Below are 17,568 nucleotides of genomic sequence, written 5' to 3'. Positions count from 1 at the left end.
AAACTTCAGGAATGCTTCAGATTCTACCGCTTGTTTTACCAAATCAAAACGACGTTATGGAACTATACTCATTTAGTATCCTGCTACTAAACACGGCCTGGTTGGAATGGGGCGGCACCACCCTGATTGCGGCCCTGGTGTTTATCGAAACGGGTTTTCTGCTCGGCCTGATTGTACCCGGCGGGGAAACGCTGCTCTTCACGGCGGGCCTGCTGACGGGCGTTCGTACCCTGAGCCTGCCCGTGTTCGCGCTCATTGGGGTGTTGATCGTTGCCGCCGTAGCGGGCGATCTGACGGGCTACTGGATTGGCCGCCAACTCGGCGACCGGCTCCGACACCAGCCGGATACCTTTCTATTCAAACGGCGTTACCTCGATCAGTCCGATGCGTTTTACCAGAAACATCCCCGCTGGGCCTTGCTGATTGGCCGCTTTCTACCCATCATTCGCACCTTTAATCCGCTGCTGGCGGCCAGCAGCGGGATGCCGTGGCCGCGTTTTTTAGTGCTGACCGCCACGGGTTGTGTCGCGTACATTTCCGTTCTGGTGCTGGCCGGGTATTGGCTGGGCCAGCGGTTTCCCCAGGTCGGGCAGTACGTGGAGTACATCTTTCTGGGCGTCGTGCTGCTGGTGATTGGTACGCTCGTGGTACAGCGGTTACGTAAAACGGATAACGTGCCCCAGCAGTAATGATTCAGGTGGTAGAAAAGTGTTATATGGTCTGACTTTCAGTGTTTTAATGGCAATTAACTTACTCAATGAAACGAACATTTTGCTTACTTGTGCTGATCGGTAGTTTATCCCTGCCAGTAGCGGCCCAGAATACCGACAGTCTTTACACGGACAGTCTTTCGTTTATTCGCTCCAAGCGCATGTCGGAGGCTGACCTGGCCAAAAAACGGGAAGGTCGGTTCACGACGGGCCTTCCCGACCTGTCATCAGACCCGGTCACGGGTTTTGGGGTAGGGATCCGAACCAATACCTACTGGAATGGCACCCGCGCCAACCCGCTCTTCGCCTACACGCCCTACTTAGTCAGGCTACGCGCCAACGTCGCTTACTACACCACCAACGCCCGCGAATTGACTTTTTCGGCGGATGTGCCCTACTACAAAGGTTCCCGCTGGCGTTTCAGAGCCGATTTTCGGGCGCAGCAAAACCCGTCGAACCTCTATTTCGGATCGAGTCAAAGCACCCTGGGTCCGTTGCGCTTACCCTCCGACCCAACTGTAACGTTCGCGACCTACGCCGACTATAACCGGGCTCGCAGTACCTTGCGGTCCGGTCAGGAAGGCGAAGCCGCTTTGGTAAGCGATGCCTTGTCGAACCGGTTTCGGGAAACGGAGTTTATGCTCAACCTCAAAGCCGATTATGCCTTAGGCAGGGGCAAATGGCGGGTAATGGGTGGCTACGAGATTCAATCATTAGCGTACAAGACCTTTCAGGGCACCGAAACGGATGCGATAGACCCGGTCACGGGGGCGGAGACCAAAGCCCCGAACGGTACGTCGCTGCTGGCCAGGGATGCGCAGCAGGGACTGATTTTTGGTCTCGATGGTGGCCGAATTTCCATCGTGCAGGGTGCCCTGATTTACGACACCCGTGACTTTGAACCCGACCCGACGCGGGGCGTGTACGTTGAGGTTGCCAACGAGTTTTCTAACCGGGCTATCGGTTCCCAGTTTAATTTTAATAAGCTCTTCCTCCAAGGGCGCATCTACCGGCAACTGCCTTTCGGTACGCGAACGGTGTTGGCCGGTCGGATTGGCGCGGGTACCATTTTTGGCAGCCAGGCCCCCTTCTTCGAGTATCAGGACCAGTGGAGTCCCGACGGCAGCATCAATGCGCTGGGTGGGCGGCAATCGCTGCGGGGTTACCGGGCTAACCGGTTCCTGGCCCGTTCGCTTGCGTTCACCAACGTGGAACTCCGGGTAAGGCTGGCCGATCTGAAAGTTGGCCGACAAAATTTTGGGCTTGGTGTTGCCCCCTTTTTCGACGCAGGCACGGTGCGTGACCGGTGGCAGGACCTGGATTTTAGCAACATCAAGACGTCCTACGGGGCCGGGGCCAGGGTGGCCTGGAATCTCTCGACCATTCTGTTTTTCGATTATGGATTGTCAAGGGAAGACCGGCTGTTCTACTTTGGTATTGGGCAGATTTTTTAAGGGGGATCTATTTCGGCCAAGCAAGCACCAGCAACCCTGCCAAAATCATCCCTCCGCCGATTAGTAGCTTGGGCGCAGCGGGTTCGCGAAGCAGCGTGATTGACAAAAGAACCGTAATGACGATGCTCACGCATCGGCGGTTCGACTTTGTCGATCAGGGCGACATCCGAAACGCGGCCAATCTGAATGGCTTTGTATCGGACCGCCGACGCGGGAAAACACCCACGACAGCGTTCGCCACCCGGTCAGAACCGCCCGGATTATCTGGCAATTGCCGGGTGGTATCTGCGCCGGGTCAGCGTTCGCTTAATCCACGGATAAACGTGATAAGCGGCCTCCGCCGACAGCAGACCAATCCCGGCTCCGACGAACACATCGGAGATCCAGTGCTTATCATTGACCATCCGCAGGTAACCCGTCGTGCCAGCCATTGCATAACCGGCAATTGGGATGAGTACGCTGGTCTGCCCAAACTCGCGGTCGAGTACCCCCGCCCCGGCGAAGGCAAACGAAGTATGGCCGGATGGGAACGATAGTCGGCTGGAACCATCGGGTCTGAGGTAGCTGGTCGTGTGCTTAAGGCCGGTGGTTACAATCCCCGCAACCGCATTGGCCGTCAGCCACAACCCGGTCCGGTCGAGAGGAGTTGAGCGGCCTTTCACGCCAACGGCCGTCAGTCCGGCCAACAGAACGGTCGGGCCGTACCGGAGGTAATCGTCGAGGTGAGTGCGGTAGCCACTGGTGTAGGCTAAAAGCGCATTCCGAGTCCGGAAACGGTTGAACGAATGGGTAGCCGACAGGGTGTACAGCCCCGTTCCGATAAAAGCGGACGGAATCGCCAGACGGGCAATCGACTGCCGGGGAGCCGGTTGTGTCGTATCCGACTGGGCGGCAACCTGAACGGCCCAGATTGTAAAAATGAAAAACCAGCCCAAACGCCGGGGCCAGTTTGAACGATTTGTCGTTAAATAAACTGAACTCATGTTATGCCACGCGTACGAGGAGGACAAGAATACAGGACAATTTTGTAGTAAATCAGTAGTTAAGTGCACCGTGAGATCAGTTAGCTATAGGATTGCTACAAATTCTGACCGCATATTTGAGTAATTGGTGCATGGTATATGAAGATTCTGTTAGTCGAAGATGAGCCGGACCTGCTGACGGCGATGCGGCATTTTCTGGAAGAGGAAGCGTACGTCGTCACCACGGCGGCTACCTACGCCAAAGCCAGCATAGCCATTCACGACTATGACTACGATTGCATTGTGGTCGACATTGGCCTGCCCGACGGCAATGGACTGAATCTGATCCGGCAGGTCAAAGCGGCTCAGCAACTGGCCGGATTGATCATTATTTCGGCCAAAGATTCGCTCGACGATAAGCTGACGGGGCTGGAACTGGGGTCGGACGATTACCTGACCAAGCCGTTTCACCTTTCCGAACTCAACGCCCGGATCAAGTCGGTGCTGCGCCGACGCTTTTTTGGTGGAAATACCCTGATTACGTTTGGAATTATCTCGGTTGATTCCTTAGCGCATCAGGTGAATGTTGATGGAAAACCGGTTGAACTGACCGAAAAGGAGTACCAACTGCTGCTATTTTTGATGGCTAACCCAAATCGGTTGTTGACCAAAGCGGCCATCGCCGAATACGTCTGGGGGGATTACATGGACGGGGCCGATTCGCACGATTTCCTGTACACGCACATCAAAAACCTGCGCCGGAAGCTGATCGACAAGGGTTGTCCGGATTACATCAAAACCCGCTACGGAGCCGGGTACTTATTTAGCCAAACGACATGAGTCTGCTCCGTAAAGCATTGCTGTACCTGCTGCTGGTTTCTGTGCCGGTGGTTATTGGGGGTGGCTGGCTGTTTCACACGCTCATCTACGGGGTAATTCAGTACGAAATTGACGAGCAGTTGAGCAGCGATCTGGCCTTTATTCGTCAGCAATTAACCGAAGGCCATACGTTGATGGGACGGTATCCGCTGGACAATCCATCCGTCCGGGAAGTGCCGGTGCGTCGCCCCACAGCGCCGGTGTTCGCCGATACGCTCGAATATGACTGGCGCGAGAATCAGCCCGTACCGGTTCGTCGGCTGCTGGCGACCATAACCGTGCGGGACCGCAGCTATCGGATTGTGGTTAAGCAGGCGATGGGCGAACTGAACGAGATCGCTCAGTTGCTATCGTTGGTCGTGACGGTGGGCTTCGTGGTATTGCTGGGCCTGCTGGTGTTGCTCAACGGCTGGGTTTCCCGGCGGTTATGGAAACCCTTCTACCGCTTGACGGCTGGGCTGCGGCAGTACCGGTTAGACGAGAAAACGCCGATGACTTTCCCCCGCAGCGACATCGCAGAATTTAATGCTCTCAGCGCGGTCCTGAACGAGATGAGCCGCAACCTGCACCAGCAGTACCGGGTTCAGAAAGAGTTTACTGACCATGCGTCCCACGAAATGCAGACTCCGCTGGCCCTGGTAACGGCGCAATTGGACAGCTTGCTGGGCACCGAACCGCTGACGACGGTACAGGTCAAATTGATGGAATCAGCGCAAGAGTCCATTCGGCGGTTAGCCAACCTCAACAGAGGACTGCTATTGTTGACCAAGATCGACAACCAGCAGTTTTCGGAGCTACAGCGGGTCAACCTGAGTGAACTGGTCCAGAAACTGCACGACCAGTTTGCCCCCTATGCCGACTACCGGGGACTGAACTGGCGGTGTCAAGTCGCCCCGGACATCTGCCGGACCCTGAATCCGTACTTAGCGGAAATACTGGTGACTAATTTGCTGAAAAATGCGGTGTTGCACGCTGAAACGGGCACTTGCTCCGAAGTGATCCTGACCCAAACCTACCTGAAGACGCGGAACATAGGGCCACCGCTCCCCTTTGCGCCCGATGTACTCTTCGACCGGTTCGTCAAAAACCCGGCCCGCCCCGATTCGACGGGCTTAGGTTTAGCCTTAGTCAGGCAGATTGCCCAGCGGTATAACATGACCGTCCCCTACGCCTACCAGGAAACGACCCGACTGCATGAGTTCACCTTGTTAATGCGCTGACTCCCTCCTCACCGGTTGCGGCCTAACTGCTCGTGACTGCTGACCCACTCGTTGGCGACAATGGCCGAGCCGAGCGATAATTCTCCGCAGAGTACGACGGCGGCCATGATTTCGGCTAATTTGTCCACGTGTCCTGCGCCGGAACAGCCCAGCAGTTCGAGACATTCGCGCTGCGTGGGTAAGCCCGTGCCTCCGCCGTAGGTCGCTACGATGAGTGAGGGAATCGTGACCGAGAAATAATAATCGCCGTTGTCTTTGAGTTCGGTGTAGGTGATGCCCGCTGAGGATTCGGCTACGTTGGCCACGTCCTGCCCGGTGGCAATGAACAGCGCCGTGAGGCCGTTGGCGAAATGCGCCCCATTATTGACCGCGTTCGATAGCATGGCCCCCGTGTTGGACAATTGTCGCTGGAAAAACATGGCCTTTGCCGATACGTGCAACCGGTTCTCCATCAGCGCGTTGGGGAGCGTAATTTCGGCAACGACGCGCTTTCCCCGGCTGTGCAGCGTGTTCAGGTGCGAGTGCTTTTTGTCGGTGTCGAGGTTGGCGGCCATCGTGAAGTGCTCCAGCCCGGCCGGTTCCTGCGCCAATATCCAGTGGCAAGCGTGGTGGGTAGCTTTGGTGACCATGTTCTGCCCGGCGGCATCGCCCGTGGTGAAGTTGAACCGGAGCCAGCGCAGCTTGCCCACGGTGTACTGCTCAATGTCGCGGAGTTTGCCCACGCTCGTGGTTTCCTCCGCTTTCGCTTTGATTTCGGCAAAATGGGCTGTTACCCACGCACCGAACTGCCGCGACCGGCGGGCATTGGTAAAGGTAAACAGCGGTGCGCGTTGCATGGCGTCGTCGAGAACGGTGGTGGTGATGCCGCCTGCTTCCCGGCAAATTTTCATACCCCGGTTATAACTCGCCACGAGCGTTCCTTCGGTGGTGGCCATCGGAACGTAAAAATCGCCCTGTGCGTGTTCGCCCAGCACCCGCAGCGGCCCGGCCAGTCCGATGGGCACCTGCGCCACGCCCGTGAAGTTCTCGATGTTGCCCGGCAGCACGGCCGGATCGACCGAGTAGTGGGGGAGGTGGTGCAGTGGTTTGCCAGTTAGTCCCGCCACAAACTGCTGACGCTGCGCAATGATGTCGGGGTTGTAATTATTAGCCTTATCAGTCGGGATCATGGCTTGGCGGTATAGCGGTTTAGGATTGGCTTTCGCCTGTGCTGCTCAAGATAAGGCGACGCCGTCGAAAAAAGCGCTGCTCGTGACAATTGCTCAGCGCAAAACGTTGTCGATGGGTCGTTGACACGATCAAAACACATAAAAACACCCGCTTCAACTGACCGAAGTGGGTGTGTTGCTTATTGAGGTGGAGTTACTGCTGACGTTACCGGTCCCGCGTTTCGGCTTAATACACCGACAGTTTCACCTGATCGTCCATACAGACCAAATTAACACCGCTGCCTGATTCGGCACGTTGGTAGACCGTAGCTGGATTGTCAAGCAGGAGCGTTATCGCGTCTACTTTTCGGTGCGTGCGTACCTCTACCGGCAGCAGAATAAGCAGCTTAGCCCACACAATCCAGTGTACGAAATAGTCATTGAGTGGTAGAATGATCGGCTCCTGATGCTGGTAAACCTGGTCCTGCTCATACGCATCGGCCAATTTGCCAACCACGTGCGTCTTACACTGAAACGCAAATGACTGACTTTGTTTATTGGTCAGCAACTGCTCTTTTACTAACCATTTAGTTACATCGTTTAATGAATAGTAAACATCATCCTTAATTAAATACCGAATCATAGTTTTGGTGTAGTTTAAAGACTGAGAAAGGTTATATGTTACTGATAATCAGTTAGTTGGGTGTTAGCAACATCCGTGCCTATTTCTCTGGTAAACGTACTTTTATTCATATTAGCAGCAAACAATTGTGTTTCCGTTCTTTTCGATCCGTGTGGAGCTCTCCTTTCTCTCCGACTGAAACGGCCTCAGACGTTGCTGGACAAACGGCTTATGTAGACTTATTCATGTTGAAAATGCCGTGTCTGGAGGAGCCGTAATGCCGCTCCCCCCAAAAACTTAATCACCGCTAAAAAGTTGATGCATACACGCCAAAGCGGATAATACGTTAGTAGTGAAATGGAAAAACCACCCAGTCGTCTTTGGGATCAGTTGGGCAGTTTGCTCGTGCCCAAACGACGGCCACAAACGCCCGGAACGATTACCAACGAACGGATTCTGCACGAACTGATTCGTTGTTTTGAAACGTCACTGAACCGGGAGAGTATCGGCACAAGTCTGCTGTTCGATGCGCATTACGTTGTTATTCTGCACCCGGCGAGCTACACCGAACGACTGGCGGCTCTGCCGGTCATCGTCAACGAAGCGGTAAGTGCGTTCTACAAATCTATTAATCAGCGCAAAGGGCCACAGGACCGGATTGTGACGGTTGCCTCGCACTGGCACTTTAAGTTCGGTCCGGGCACGGAGTTCGACGGGCGACCGATCACTCCCGCTGATGTCGAAGTGATCGGGTCGCTCACTGGCGCGTCGCTCGAAAACGACAGCGTCTCCAGTTCCCCGGCGGGCGGCAACCTGAAGGCCACCCGCAAAGTGAAAAACACGAACGTGTACGAGAAATTAGATCTGAACCTGCCCGCCTTCAGCCAGATTGATTTTCGCGAATCGGGGGCGTTTGCCGTCCGAATCGACCCGGCCCTGCTGAAGAGTAACGACCAAAGCGCGGAGATACTACTACCGGCTGGACCGGTTGTATCGTCAGCGCCACCAGTCCGGCCGGTAACTCCGGCTGCTCCGCGTTCTGCTCAGCCCGATGCGCTGGCCCGGATTGATTGTTACATGGCCGATCAGAATACCGAAGCAACGTACTGGATGCACGACCGGGAGGTGGTCATTGCCCGTCAGGAACCCGACAATGAATCGTTTGCCAATTACATCCGGCTCGTTTCGCCCTACGTGTCGAATCCGCACGCCCGTATTCGCTACGACGCCACGGCGCGGCAGTTTCAGTTAGCGTCGTTCAGTCAGTACGAAACCCGTCTGAACGAACGCGTTGTCGCTCGCAGTGAACCGGGCAGCCCAGCGTGGGTTGAGTTGCCCAGCCCGTCCCAGATTCTGCTCAACGGCGTAGTGACGCTGTCGTTCCAACGTAACTCGTAACGTATGCTTGACGCACTAACGGCCCTTGTGTTACTGGCTTTTGTGGGGTTGCTGCTCGTGCGGCACTTCCGCAATTTGCCAAGGTGAGTGTAAGCTCTTGGTTTGTGGTTGGCTGCCGCAGAAGCCACTTGCGGTAGCCAACCACAAACTACAAACCGCAACGGCGGACCGTCAAAAACCCCTTCCACAAACTACAACCCTACCCATGACCCCATTGCACATTGCCGGGCAAACCGACGTTGGTCAGCACCGGCAGGACAATCAGGACACGTTCGTCAGCACGTCACTCTGGTCGGCGCACGATGCGCTGCTGGTGGTGATCGACGGGGTTGGGGGCTACGCGGGGGGGGCACAGGCGGCTGCGCTGGCCAAAGAAGCCATTGTGCAGTACATGGCCGTCCCCACCGGCGATACGCTGACGATGCTCCGCGAAGCCGTCGTGCACGCCAATAACCAGATCGTTCGTCATAAGCAGCAGGACCCCACGCTGGCCCGCATGTGCTGCGTGCTGACCGCTGCCGTTGCTGACGCTGACGCCCGCCGACTGCTCTACGTGCACGTGGGCGATACCCGTCTGTACCGGTTTCGAGAGCAGAGGCTGGAGAAACTGACCCACGATCATTCGCTGGTGGGCGTTCGGGAAGATGCCAACCAACTGACCGAGCGCGAAGCCATGCGCCACCCCCGCCGGAACGAAATTCTGCGCGACGTTGGCTCCGTGACGCACCGGGTCGACGACCCTGACTTTCTGGAATCGGGTGAGACGGACTTTTTACCCGGCGATGGGCTGCTGCTGTGCAGCGACGGGCTAAGCGATATGCTCACCCGTGCCCAGTTGACGGACGTATTGATGCAGGCCATGCCGGTGGCCGATCAGGTTGACGAACTAATCCGGCAGGCCAACGAACAGGGTGGCTACGATAATATTACGGTTGTGCTGACGCAGTATCCGGCCCTGTCTGATGTGACCGCGCTGGAACCGCCAGCGCCACCAATAAACACTGTGCCACTGTCGGTGCCCGTCCCAAGGCTCGTCGCCGATTCAGTGCCGGAGCCGGTTCAGGCACCAGCCCCGACGCGTAACTGGCTGCGTGGAGGGGCTTTGTTGGTACTACTTAGTTTACTGGCGGTCGTGTTCTGGTGGCAGTATGAGTCACCAGCCCCAACCCCAGTACCCCGGCGCATCATTCCAGCGGATTCATCCGTCAACAGCAGCCGGGTCAATCAACCTGATTCAGGCCGAACGCCATAACGATTATGTCAACCGTTAGTTTCAATACCCACTTTCCGGGTTACGACGTACTGGGCGAAATCGGCCGCAGCAACGCCCGCGTGCTAAAAGCCCGGCACATTGCAACCGGCGATTTAGTGGCCATCAAGCACTTTACGCTCAACACCGATCCCGACACGCTTCGGCGCTTCGAGCGCGAGTCGCAGATCATGACCCAGATTGATCACCCCAATATCGTCCGGGTGCGCGAAGTGCGGTTAGATGCCGAATTGCCGTACCTCGTGATGGATTACATTGAAGGCGGCACCGCACGGCAGCTCATTACCGAACAGGGCAGCCTGCCGGTCGAACTGACGATCCGGCTGGGGTTGCAGGTGCTCGATGCGTTCCGGCTGATCCACGCCCAGGGAATTGTCCACCGCGATGTGAAACCGGAGAACATTCTGTACCGGCGGCTGGCGAGTGGCGAACTGCATTTTCTGCTGACGGATTTTGGCGTCGCCCGCCTGCACGAGCAACCCGTGACTATGACCGGCCAGTCGCTGATGACCTACGAATACGCGGCTCCTGAGCAGTTCGACAACCCCCGTCAGGTCAATGAATCGGCTGATTATTACGCGCTTGGCGTGGTGCTCTACGAATGCCTGACGGGCCGGGTACCGTTTGCCATGGGGAGCGAGACCGGCATTGTCCAGTTCATGAACGCCGTGCTGACAACACCCCCACCCGCGCCGGTACTGCCGACCAATCAGCCATTGCCCGGCAGCCTGGAAACGCTGTTGCAGCAGTTGCTGGCCAAGAAACCCGGCGAACGTATTCACAGTGCCGACGCGGTGAAACTGACGCTTAAACAGGCGGAGGTAGAACAACTGCACCGCGAGCAGGCGCAACCAACAAGCTCCCCAACGGCCCAAACGGAGGTGTATCGACATCGACCCATGGCGACCAGCGCTGCTGCCCGCTCAAGCACGAGCCAATCGGACCGTCCGGCAGCGGGCAGCGGAATTCGTTCGCGTCGCCGGTTGATGCCCGTTGCGCTTATTGCCGGTTTTGTGTTGCTGGCCGGCTCCGGCGTTTACTGGTTTTATACCACAACTAACCGTCCGTCGGAGGCTGCTCAAGTCACTACGAAAACAACCAATGCAACTGAAACGGCGGCTGTTCAGGAAACTCCGCAGGAAGATTCCCGGCAACGGCTCGAACTGGCCCGGCAACGGTATCAGGCGCAGGTGATGGAAGGGTATGCAGCGCTTAATGCGCAGGCCTTTGGGGGAAAGACCGGCTTGTTTGGGGGCGTTAAAGAACTGTCTGTCCGACTGCGAAACCCGTCGCTGGTAACGTTCAAGTCGGTGGCGGTGAAGGTGCAGTATATCAAAGAGAACGGCGACCTGTTCAAGTCAACCGTTATGTATTTCAACAACATTGGACCCGATGCCACCGTTATTCGGCGGGCACCCGACAGCCAGCGCGGCACCCGGTTCAGCGCCCGTGTGCTCCGGGCCGATGCCGAACGCCCCGACAGTATTGCCGTTCCTACACCGCTGACCCCATAGTGCTATGTCAACCGTTAGTTTCAACACGCACGTACCGGGTTACGAGGTTATCGCCGAACTGGGCCGGGGAAATGCCCGCGTGCTAAAAGCCCGGCACCTGTCCTCCGGCGACGTGGTCGCCATTAAGCAGTACGCTTTCGCCACCGATGCCGACACGCTCCGGCGTTTTGAACGCGAGTCGCAGATCATGACCCAGATCGACCACCCCAACATTGTCCGGGTGCGCGAGGTGCACTTAGACGCAGCCCTGCCCTACGTGGTCATGGACTTTGTGGAAGGGGGCGATTTGCGGGGATTGCTCCGGCAGCAGGGGCATCTGGACGTACCAACCACCATCCGGCTGGGTTTGCAGTTGACGGGCGCCTTGCGGGCTATTCACCCCCGGCACGTTATCCACCGCGACATTAAGCCCGAAAACGTGCTATATCGCCGGTTGGCCAGTGGCGAACTGCACTTTCTGCTCACTGACTTCGGTATTGCCAAACTACGGGCCGACGAAAGCGCCCGCACCCGCACGGGCCAGTCGCTGATGACGTACGAATACGCGGCACCTGAGCAGTTCGACAACCCCCGCCAGGTTAATGAAGCGGCTGATTACTACGCGCTGGGTGTGGTGCTCTACGAATGCCTGACGGGCAAGGTGCCGTTTGTGTTGCAGGACGAAACGGGGCTGGCCCGATTCATGCAGCAGGTGCTGACCGCGCCAATGCCCACGCCCGTGCTCCTGTCCGGGCAGCCGCTGCCGTCCAGTTTAGCCACGCTGCTAACGAGTTTGCTGGTTCGCAACCCCGCCGACAGGCTCCAAAACACCAATCAGTTGGAACTGCTCCTCGAACAAAGCCGGGTTGAGCAATTAAAGGCAAACTGGTCCATACACACCCCGCCAACCATTGCCATAACCGTAGCTGGGCCGGTGGTGACGGCGACTTATGACACAGCGGTTGCCAATGAGCCGGAGGACGTGCCGACGTCGGAGACAGTCAGCAGTAGCGGCAACTGGTGGTGGGCCGCTGCTGGTGTTGCATTGGCCATTGGGTTAGCATTCGGGCTGTACAACTTTATGCACCGCCAACCAGCCAACGTCATCCGGGACACTGGCTCAACGGTTCAGCCAGGGCCGGACTCTCAGACGACGCCCGACAGCGCACTGTATGATACCGAATCAGCCGCTGTTGATTCCAATGCTACCGGGCTTAATGACGGGGAAGACCGAGAAATTCAGGTTACTGCTGATCCCACCTACCAAATTTCGGTTGACTCTTCCGCGAGTGGAGAAGCCGTACCCGACTCCGTTGCAACTATGCCACCCGATAGTGCTCAGTGAGTACTCCTCAACGTATTCGTTTACTATACCCAATGAAATTTAGTTTGCTCTCGTCCGAACGGACTTACCTGCTCGGCGCAACGGTTCTGCTGCTGTTGCTTTTTGCCCGTTTGTACGTCAATCGTCAGCCCGCGCTCAATCAGGCGGAGCGGGACTATGCCGCCGGTACTAAACTAAACCTGCAACCGGGTTTGCGGGGCGATGCCCTTCAGCGGATGCTCCGGCAGGGAAACTACCTCACCGACGCCCGCGATATCCGATTGATTGCCGATTCGCTGCCTGCCAAACTGCGCCGGGAGGGTACGCCCGATAATGTGGGTGCCATCAACAAACGGGCGTTTGCCCTCAGGACGCCGGTGGCCTGGCAGAGTCCAATCGGTGGCGTCGATTTCCAAAGCCGGTTGCGCGTATCGCGGCAGCAGATTGGTTTCGATTCGGTACTGTATCGGCGGGAGTTGAACCGACCCCGGCCGTACCCGTCAGTGGTCGGCACGGGTGGCCTGCAACTGACGGGCCGGGTGCTGGACAGTGCACCCGATGCCCGGCCAATGGCGGACGTGCTGGTTCAGCTGAAGCGCCACCACCTCGCCCAGCGCCTGTCTGACGAAACTCCCGACTCGCTCACCTACGCCCGCACCAACGCCGACGGGCGGTTTGCCTTTGCGGGATTACGAGATGATGGGTCATACAGTGTGCTGCCGCTCAAACCGGGTTTCGAGTTTGGCGGTCGGCGCGGTACCGCCCGGCTTACCGGCTCCACAGACTATGACTTCACGGCCCGCCCGCACACGCTCCGGCTCATCGGCCCGGTCGCCTACGGGCAGTTGAAAAGCGACCGTGCGCTCACCGTGCGGACACCGGGTCAGTTTCGCGGGGCTTTTTGGTTAAATGTGGCTCTGTTTCTGCTGGCGTTCTGGCTCGTTCACGGATTCTGGTCGCTCCGGCGGTTTCAGCCCGACCCATTGCTGTTGCCGATTCTAATGTTGCTCACCGGGTTGTCGGTGCTGACGCTGCTGGCCATTCAGGACCCGTTGCAGGACACGTTCTACGGCGGTCAGGCCGTTACGGGCGTTGGGCTGGGGCTGCTGGGGCTGACCGTTGTGTCGCAACTGCACATCGGGCGGTTCTATACCCGCTGGTGGTTCGATCCGCTGCTGAATGGGCGCCAACGGGCTACTTTCCGGCTCACGGGCTGGACGTGGTTGCTGCTGGCGTTTGGGCTGGCGGGTCTGACGCTGATTTTCGGAACAGGACCGGAGGGCAGTGGCGTCCGGGTAAATCTGCGCATTGGTGGACTGCTGTTTCAGCCGAGTGAACTGACTAAATACTTAGTGCTGCTGTTTCTGGCGGGCTTTTTTGCCGCCCACGAAGAACAACTCCGCACCCTGCCCGACCTGCGCTGGCGGTGGCGGGTGAGCATCGGCGTTTTTCTCGGAACGGGTATTTTGATGGGCCTGTATCTGTTGCTGGGCGACATGGGTCCGGCCTTAGTGATCGGGTTTACGTTTTTGCTTTTTTACACCATTGCCCGCCAAACGCTGGGAATAACGTTGCTGGCGGGATTAGCCTACGGGCTGGCCCTGTGGCAGTTACCCGGTCTGGTGGCTACGCTCGTGGGCATACTAATAGCGGTGGTTTTACTCGTTTGGAAGGGGCACGCCCGCACCACCACGGCCACCGGCTGGCTGGCGCTGCTGGCCGAAGGGCCGGTGCTGCTCGTGCTGGTAATAGCCGCGTTTGCCTTCGGTGATCAGATCCCTGTGGTAGGCGACCGCTTAGCCGACCGCAAAGCCATGTGGCTCAGTCCGTGGAACAACGACGTGTACGGGGGCGACCACTTAGCGCACAGTTTCTGGACGCTGGCTACGGGCGGCTGGACCGGGCAGGGGTTGGGCGAAGGGTTCGCCACGGCCATGCCTGCCGCCCACACCGACATGATCCTGCCGAGTTTGGCCGAAGAACTTGGCTGGGTGGGGCTGGTGGCGGTATTCGGGCTGCTGTTCATGCTGCTCCACCGAACGCTGCTCCACGCCCGCCGGTCGGGGCAGCCGTTCAGCTTTTACCTCTGTGCGGGCATTGCGCTGGCTACCGGGGTGCAGTTTCTGCTCATCGCGGGCGGGTCGCTGGGGTTGGTGCCGCTGACGGGTATATCGGTGCCGTTTCTGAGTTACGGCAAGGTGTCGCTCATCATCAACCTGACGGCCATGGGCGTGGTGTTTGCGGTGGCGAACCGTCCGGGCGAAGCCATACAGCACGACTACCTCGAAAAACACTACGATCCGGTATTGGCCACGGGTATTGTCGGCTTTCTGGTTGGGGCGCTGGTGTTGGCCGGGCGGGCGGGTGACGTGGCGCTTGTGCGCTGGCCCGACTACATTGTGCGGCCCAGCCGGGTGCTCAGCCGCGACGGCCTGCCCGTGTACAGCTACAACCCGCGCATCAACCGCCTGACCGATGCCTTAGCCGCCGGAACGCTTTATGATCGGGCCGGTCGGGTGCTGGCGACCAGTTCGCCCGACACGGTGCGCCGGAACTTGTCCCAGTTCCGGCAAGCGGGTCTCGATGCCAACCGGGTAACGGACCTGAGCCGTCGGCGGCTCAAGCGGTTTTATCCGTTTGGTGAACAACTCTTTTTCTGGACGGGCGATGCCAACACGCGGTTGTTCTGGGGACAGCAGAACGGTTATTTCGCCGAAGCGTCGCACCTGAGTGATCTACGCGGCTTTGATAATCGTCCCCGCCAGAACACGCTGCTCACCAGCCGCTACCGGGCTGACCGTTTCACGCCCGCCGTGTCCCGAACGCTCACCCTACCACTGTATGATTACCGCGAACTGGCCCCGGCCGTGCGCAGTGGCATCAACGGGCGTGTGGTAGACGAGTACCGGTCCCGTAATCGCAACTTGCACCTGAGCGTGGACGCGGGTTTACAGGTGGCCCTGCAAAAAGCACTGGCCGGGTCGGACTACAGCGACAAACGGCTGTCGGTGGCCGTGCTCGACGCGGCCACGGGGGAGGTGCTGGCGTCGGCGCTGCACCCGCTGCCCAACCTTCAGCGGCCCGACGAACTGGCCCTGCCCGACGCCGAACGCATGAAGTTACCCTACCTGACCACCGAGCGGGATCTGGCCCTGACGTATCCCACGGCCCCCGGTTCAACGGCAAAGATCATGACGGCGACGGCGGCTCTGAACAAATTAGGTGAAGACGCTGCCGATGTTAGCTTTTCCGTTGGTTGCGGAGAAATTATTCGTCGGGGTCGGGTGGAAAGCGAACCCTGTGGCGGGCGGGTCGACATGCGGCAGGCTATTGTCCGGTCGAGCAACGTGTATTTTATCCGCATCGCCAATGAGTATAGCTTGGACAATGAACTGGCGAATCTGTACTTAGCCACGGGCATGAACATCGACTACATTGGTGGGTATTCGTTTGCTGATTCGCATACCGCTGCCGATAAAGCCCGCATTCTTCAGCACTGGCGCGACTCATCGTTTGTAGTTCGACGCAAACTTTATCAGGACCTGCGCTACCCTCGTCGTTACCGGAGCGAATTTTCGGGATTAGCCTGGGGGCAGGGTCAACTGACCACAACGCCGGTGGCCCTGGCGCGTATGGCCGGGGCTGTCGCTAACGGGGGCGTGATGCAACCCTCGCGCTACGTCCTGCGCCGGGGTGTTCAGAAAGTCCCCGTGGCGAATGGCGTCAAACTAATAAACCAACCCGCCTACGCCGACCAACTGCGCGACTTCATGATTGAACAATCGAATCCGGGGGGGCGGCCTAAAATCAGCATTAGCCGGGTGGCGGGCAAAACCGGAACGCCCGAACGGATGGTGATGGGGGAGAAGCGTAACGACGGCTGGTACGTGTTCTTCGCGCCCACGCCGAACGGACGTTCGCACACGGTCACCTGCGTCAGGATCGAGTTGGGCGAATCGTCGGCGGATGCCGTTAAATTGGCGAACACGATTGTTGCGCCGATTTTGAAAGAGCGGGGCTATTTAGGAACATTTTGACGGTCTACCTCACAGCAGCGGTCGACCGTCCCCGGCCCCTCTCCACCAGGAGAGGGGTGTTTTACCAAAATTGAGTAGTATGATAAGCCTGACTATACATTAGTCTCTCCCATTCTCGTCTCCCCTCTCCCTAAGGAGAGGGGCCGGGGGTGAGGTAGTCACAATCACGAACGCATGACTTTCATCAAAAATCTAAAGCAGTTTTTCGGCTTGGGACCGCCCCCTGCTGACGCCCCCCCAACACCAGTAGTGGCCGACAGCGAACCGGTGCCAACGCGTGCCGGTATGCCGCCAACGCCCCAGCAGCGCGAACTGGTATTCCGCTTTATTGTGGAGAAATTGGCCGCTTACTCGAACGAAACGGACGGATTGCCGACGGGTCTCAGGCTGTGGGTCCGTTGCGCCGATACAGCGGAAGAAGACCGCATGGCGGTAGCCCTCTACTCGGGTCAACCGGGTGCTTTTCAGGCTGAACTGAGTCGTCACTTAGCCGATAATTACATCCGGCTGGCCCCCGGTTGGCAATTTACCTATCAGTTTGTTCGTGACGCACTACCCACTGAATGCACCTACCGGCAGGATAATTTAGGCCTGGAGGTGATACGTCCAGCAACGGAAAAACCCCTGCAGGTGCGAATTCGGACGCTGACGGGTCAGACTACCGAGACCAGCTACCTGCTCGACCCGGCCGTGCAAACCGAGTTTCGCATTGGTCGCGGGCAGATGGTGCAAACGGCGTCGGGGCGGGTGCGGACCAACGATATTGCGTTTCTGGATTCGGGGGAACCGGGTTTCGATGCCGGGCGGGGTGAACCAAATTTGAGCGTCAGCCGTCAGCACGCTACCATTCGCTACGACGCGGCCGGGCGACGCTACCGTCTGCTGGCCGATGCCGGAGGATTACCCGCTAACGGCAACAAAACCAAGATCTTGCGGGCCGACGACACCACCGAACGAGTTGATCTGCCCGGCGTTGGTTACGTACTGGCCCCCGGCGACCAGATTGAGCTGGGTGGCGAAGCGAAACTGCTGCTGGAACCGGCCTGATCCA

General features: G+C 58.0%; 13 protein-coding genes. 10 read left to right on the top strand and 3 right to left on the bottom strand.

Going from position 1 to position 17,568, the window contains the following annotated elements; genetic code table 11:
- Positions 1 to 56: 56 nt before the first annotated feature.
- Positions 57 to 689, top strand: a complete 633-nt coding sequence (locus tag ACYVHB_RS09175) for a DedA family protein (RefSeq protein WP_461051406.1) — start codon at positions 57 to 59, stop codon at positions 687 to 689.
- 68 nt (positions 690 to 757) lie between these two features.
- Positions 758 to 2,164, top strand: coding sequence for an Omp85 family outer membrane protein (omp85, locus tag ACYVHB_RS09170; protein WP_461051405.1), 1,407 nt, complete (start codon positions 758 to 760; stop codon positions 2,162 to 2,164).
- 260 nt (positions 2,165 to 2,424) lie between these two features.
- Here the strand turns inward: omp85 and ACYVHB_RS09165 are convergent, their stop codons facing one another.
- The gene (locus tag ACYVHB_RS09165; RefSeq protein WP_461051404.1) at positions 2,425 to 3,099 is read right to left on the bottom strand and encodes a phosphatase PAP2 family protein; all 675 of its coding nucleotides are present in this window, start codon (positions 3,097 to 3,099) and stop codon (positions 2,425 to 2,427) included.
- Between the two features lie 186 nt (positions 3,100 to 3,285).
- On the opposite strand from ACYVHB_RS09165, the gene ACYVHB_RS09160 reads away from it, so the two are divergent.
- Both ACYVHB_RS09160 and ACYVHB_RS09155 read left to right on the top strand, forming a co-directional pair.
- Positions 3,286 to 3,966, top strand: a complete 681-nt coding sequence (locus ACYVHB_RS09160; protein ID WP_461051403.1) for a response regulator transcription factor — start codon at positions 3,286 to 3,288, stop codon at positions 3,964 to 3,966.
- Positions 3,963 to 5,225 (top strand): sensor histidine kinase, encoded by a 1,263-nt coding sequence (locus tag ACYVHB_RS09155; RefSeq protein ID WP_461051402.1) that lies wholly within the window; start codon positions 3,963 to 3,965, stop codon positions 5,223 to 5,225. Before ACYVHB_RS09160 ends, ACYVHB_RS09155 begins: the two co-directional genes overlap by 4 nt.
- 8 nt (positions 5,226 to 5,233) lie before the next feature.
- Here ACYVHB_RS09155 and ACYVHB_RS09150 read toward each other — a convergent pair whose 3' ends face one another.
- Positions 5,234 to 6,394: a hydroxymethylglutaryl-CoA reductase gene (locus ACYVHB_RS09150; RefSeq protein WP_461051401.1), complete on the bottom strand. Its 1,161-nt coding sequence runs from the start codon at positions 6,392 to 6,394 to the stop codon at positions 5,234 to 5,236.
- 226 nt (positions 6,395 to 6,620) lie between these two features.
- On the bottom strand, positions 6,621 to 7,016 hold the full coding sequence (locus ACYVHB_RS09145) for a hypothetical protein (RefSeq protein ID WP_461051400.1): 396 nt from the start codon (positions 7,014 to 7,016) through the stop codon (positions 6,621 to 6,623).
- Between the two features lie 336 nt (positions 7,017 to 7,352).
- On the opposite strand from ACYVHB_RS09145, the gene ACYVHB_RS09140 reads away from it, so the two are divergent.
- The 6 genes from ACYVHB_RS09140 (at position 7,353) to ACYVHB_RS09115 (ending at position 17,564) form a co-directional block, all read left to right on the top strand.
- On the top strand, positions 7,353 to 8,393 hold the full coding sequence (locus ACYVHB_RS09140; protein WP_461051399.1) for an FHA domain-containing protein: 1,041 nt from the start codon (positions 7,353 to 7,355) through the stop codon (positions 8,391 to 8,393).
- A gap of 205 nt (positions 8,394 to 8,598) precedes the next feature.
- On the top strand, positions 8,599 to 9,645 hold the full coding sequence (locus ACYVHB_RS09135) for a PP2C family protein-serine/threonine phosphatase (protein WP_461051398.1): 1,047 nt from the start codon (positions 8,599 to 8,601) through the stop codon (positions 9,643 to 9,645).
- 5 nt (positions 9,646 to 9,650) lie between these two features.
- Complete coding sequence (locus ACYVHB_RS09130) at positions 9,651 to 11,177, top strand: serine/threonine-protein kinase (protein WP_461051397.1); 1,527 nt, start codon at positions 9,651 to 9,653, stop codon at positions 11,175 to 11,177.
- Between the two features lie 4 nt (positions 11,178 to 11,181).
- Positions 11,182 to 12,501: a serine/threonine-protein kinase gene (locus tag ACYVHB_RS09125; protein ID WP_461051396.1), complete on the top strand. Its 1,320-nt coding sequence runs from the start codon at positions 11,182 to 11,184 to the stop codon at positions 12,499 to 12,501.
- Between the two features lie 32 nt (positions 12,502 to 12,533).
- Positions 12,534 to 16,517 carry an FtsW/RodA/SpoVE family cell cycle protein gene (locus tag ACYVHB_RS09120; protein WP_461051395.1) on the top strand — a complete coding sequence of 1,328 codons (3,984 nt, stop codon included), beginning with the start codon at positions 12,534 to 12,536 and terminating at the stop codon, positions 16,515 to 16,517.
- Between the two features lie 174 nt (positions 16,518 to 16,691).
- The gene (locus ACYVHB_RS09115; RefSeq protein WP_461051394.1) at positions 16,692 to 17,564 is read left to right on the top strand and encodes an FHA domain-containing protein; all 873 of its coding nucleotides are present in this window, start codon (positions 16,692 to 16,694) and stop codon (positions 17,562 to 17,564) included.
- Positions 17,565 to 17,568: the final 4 nt, after the last annotated feature.

It is taken from the genome of Spirosoma arcticum, assembly GCF_054779955.1.
This window is presented reverse-complemented; position numbering and strand designations above follow the sequence as displayed.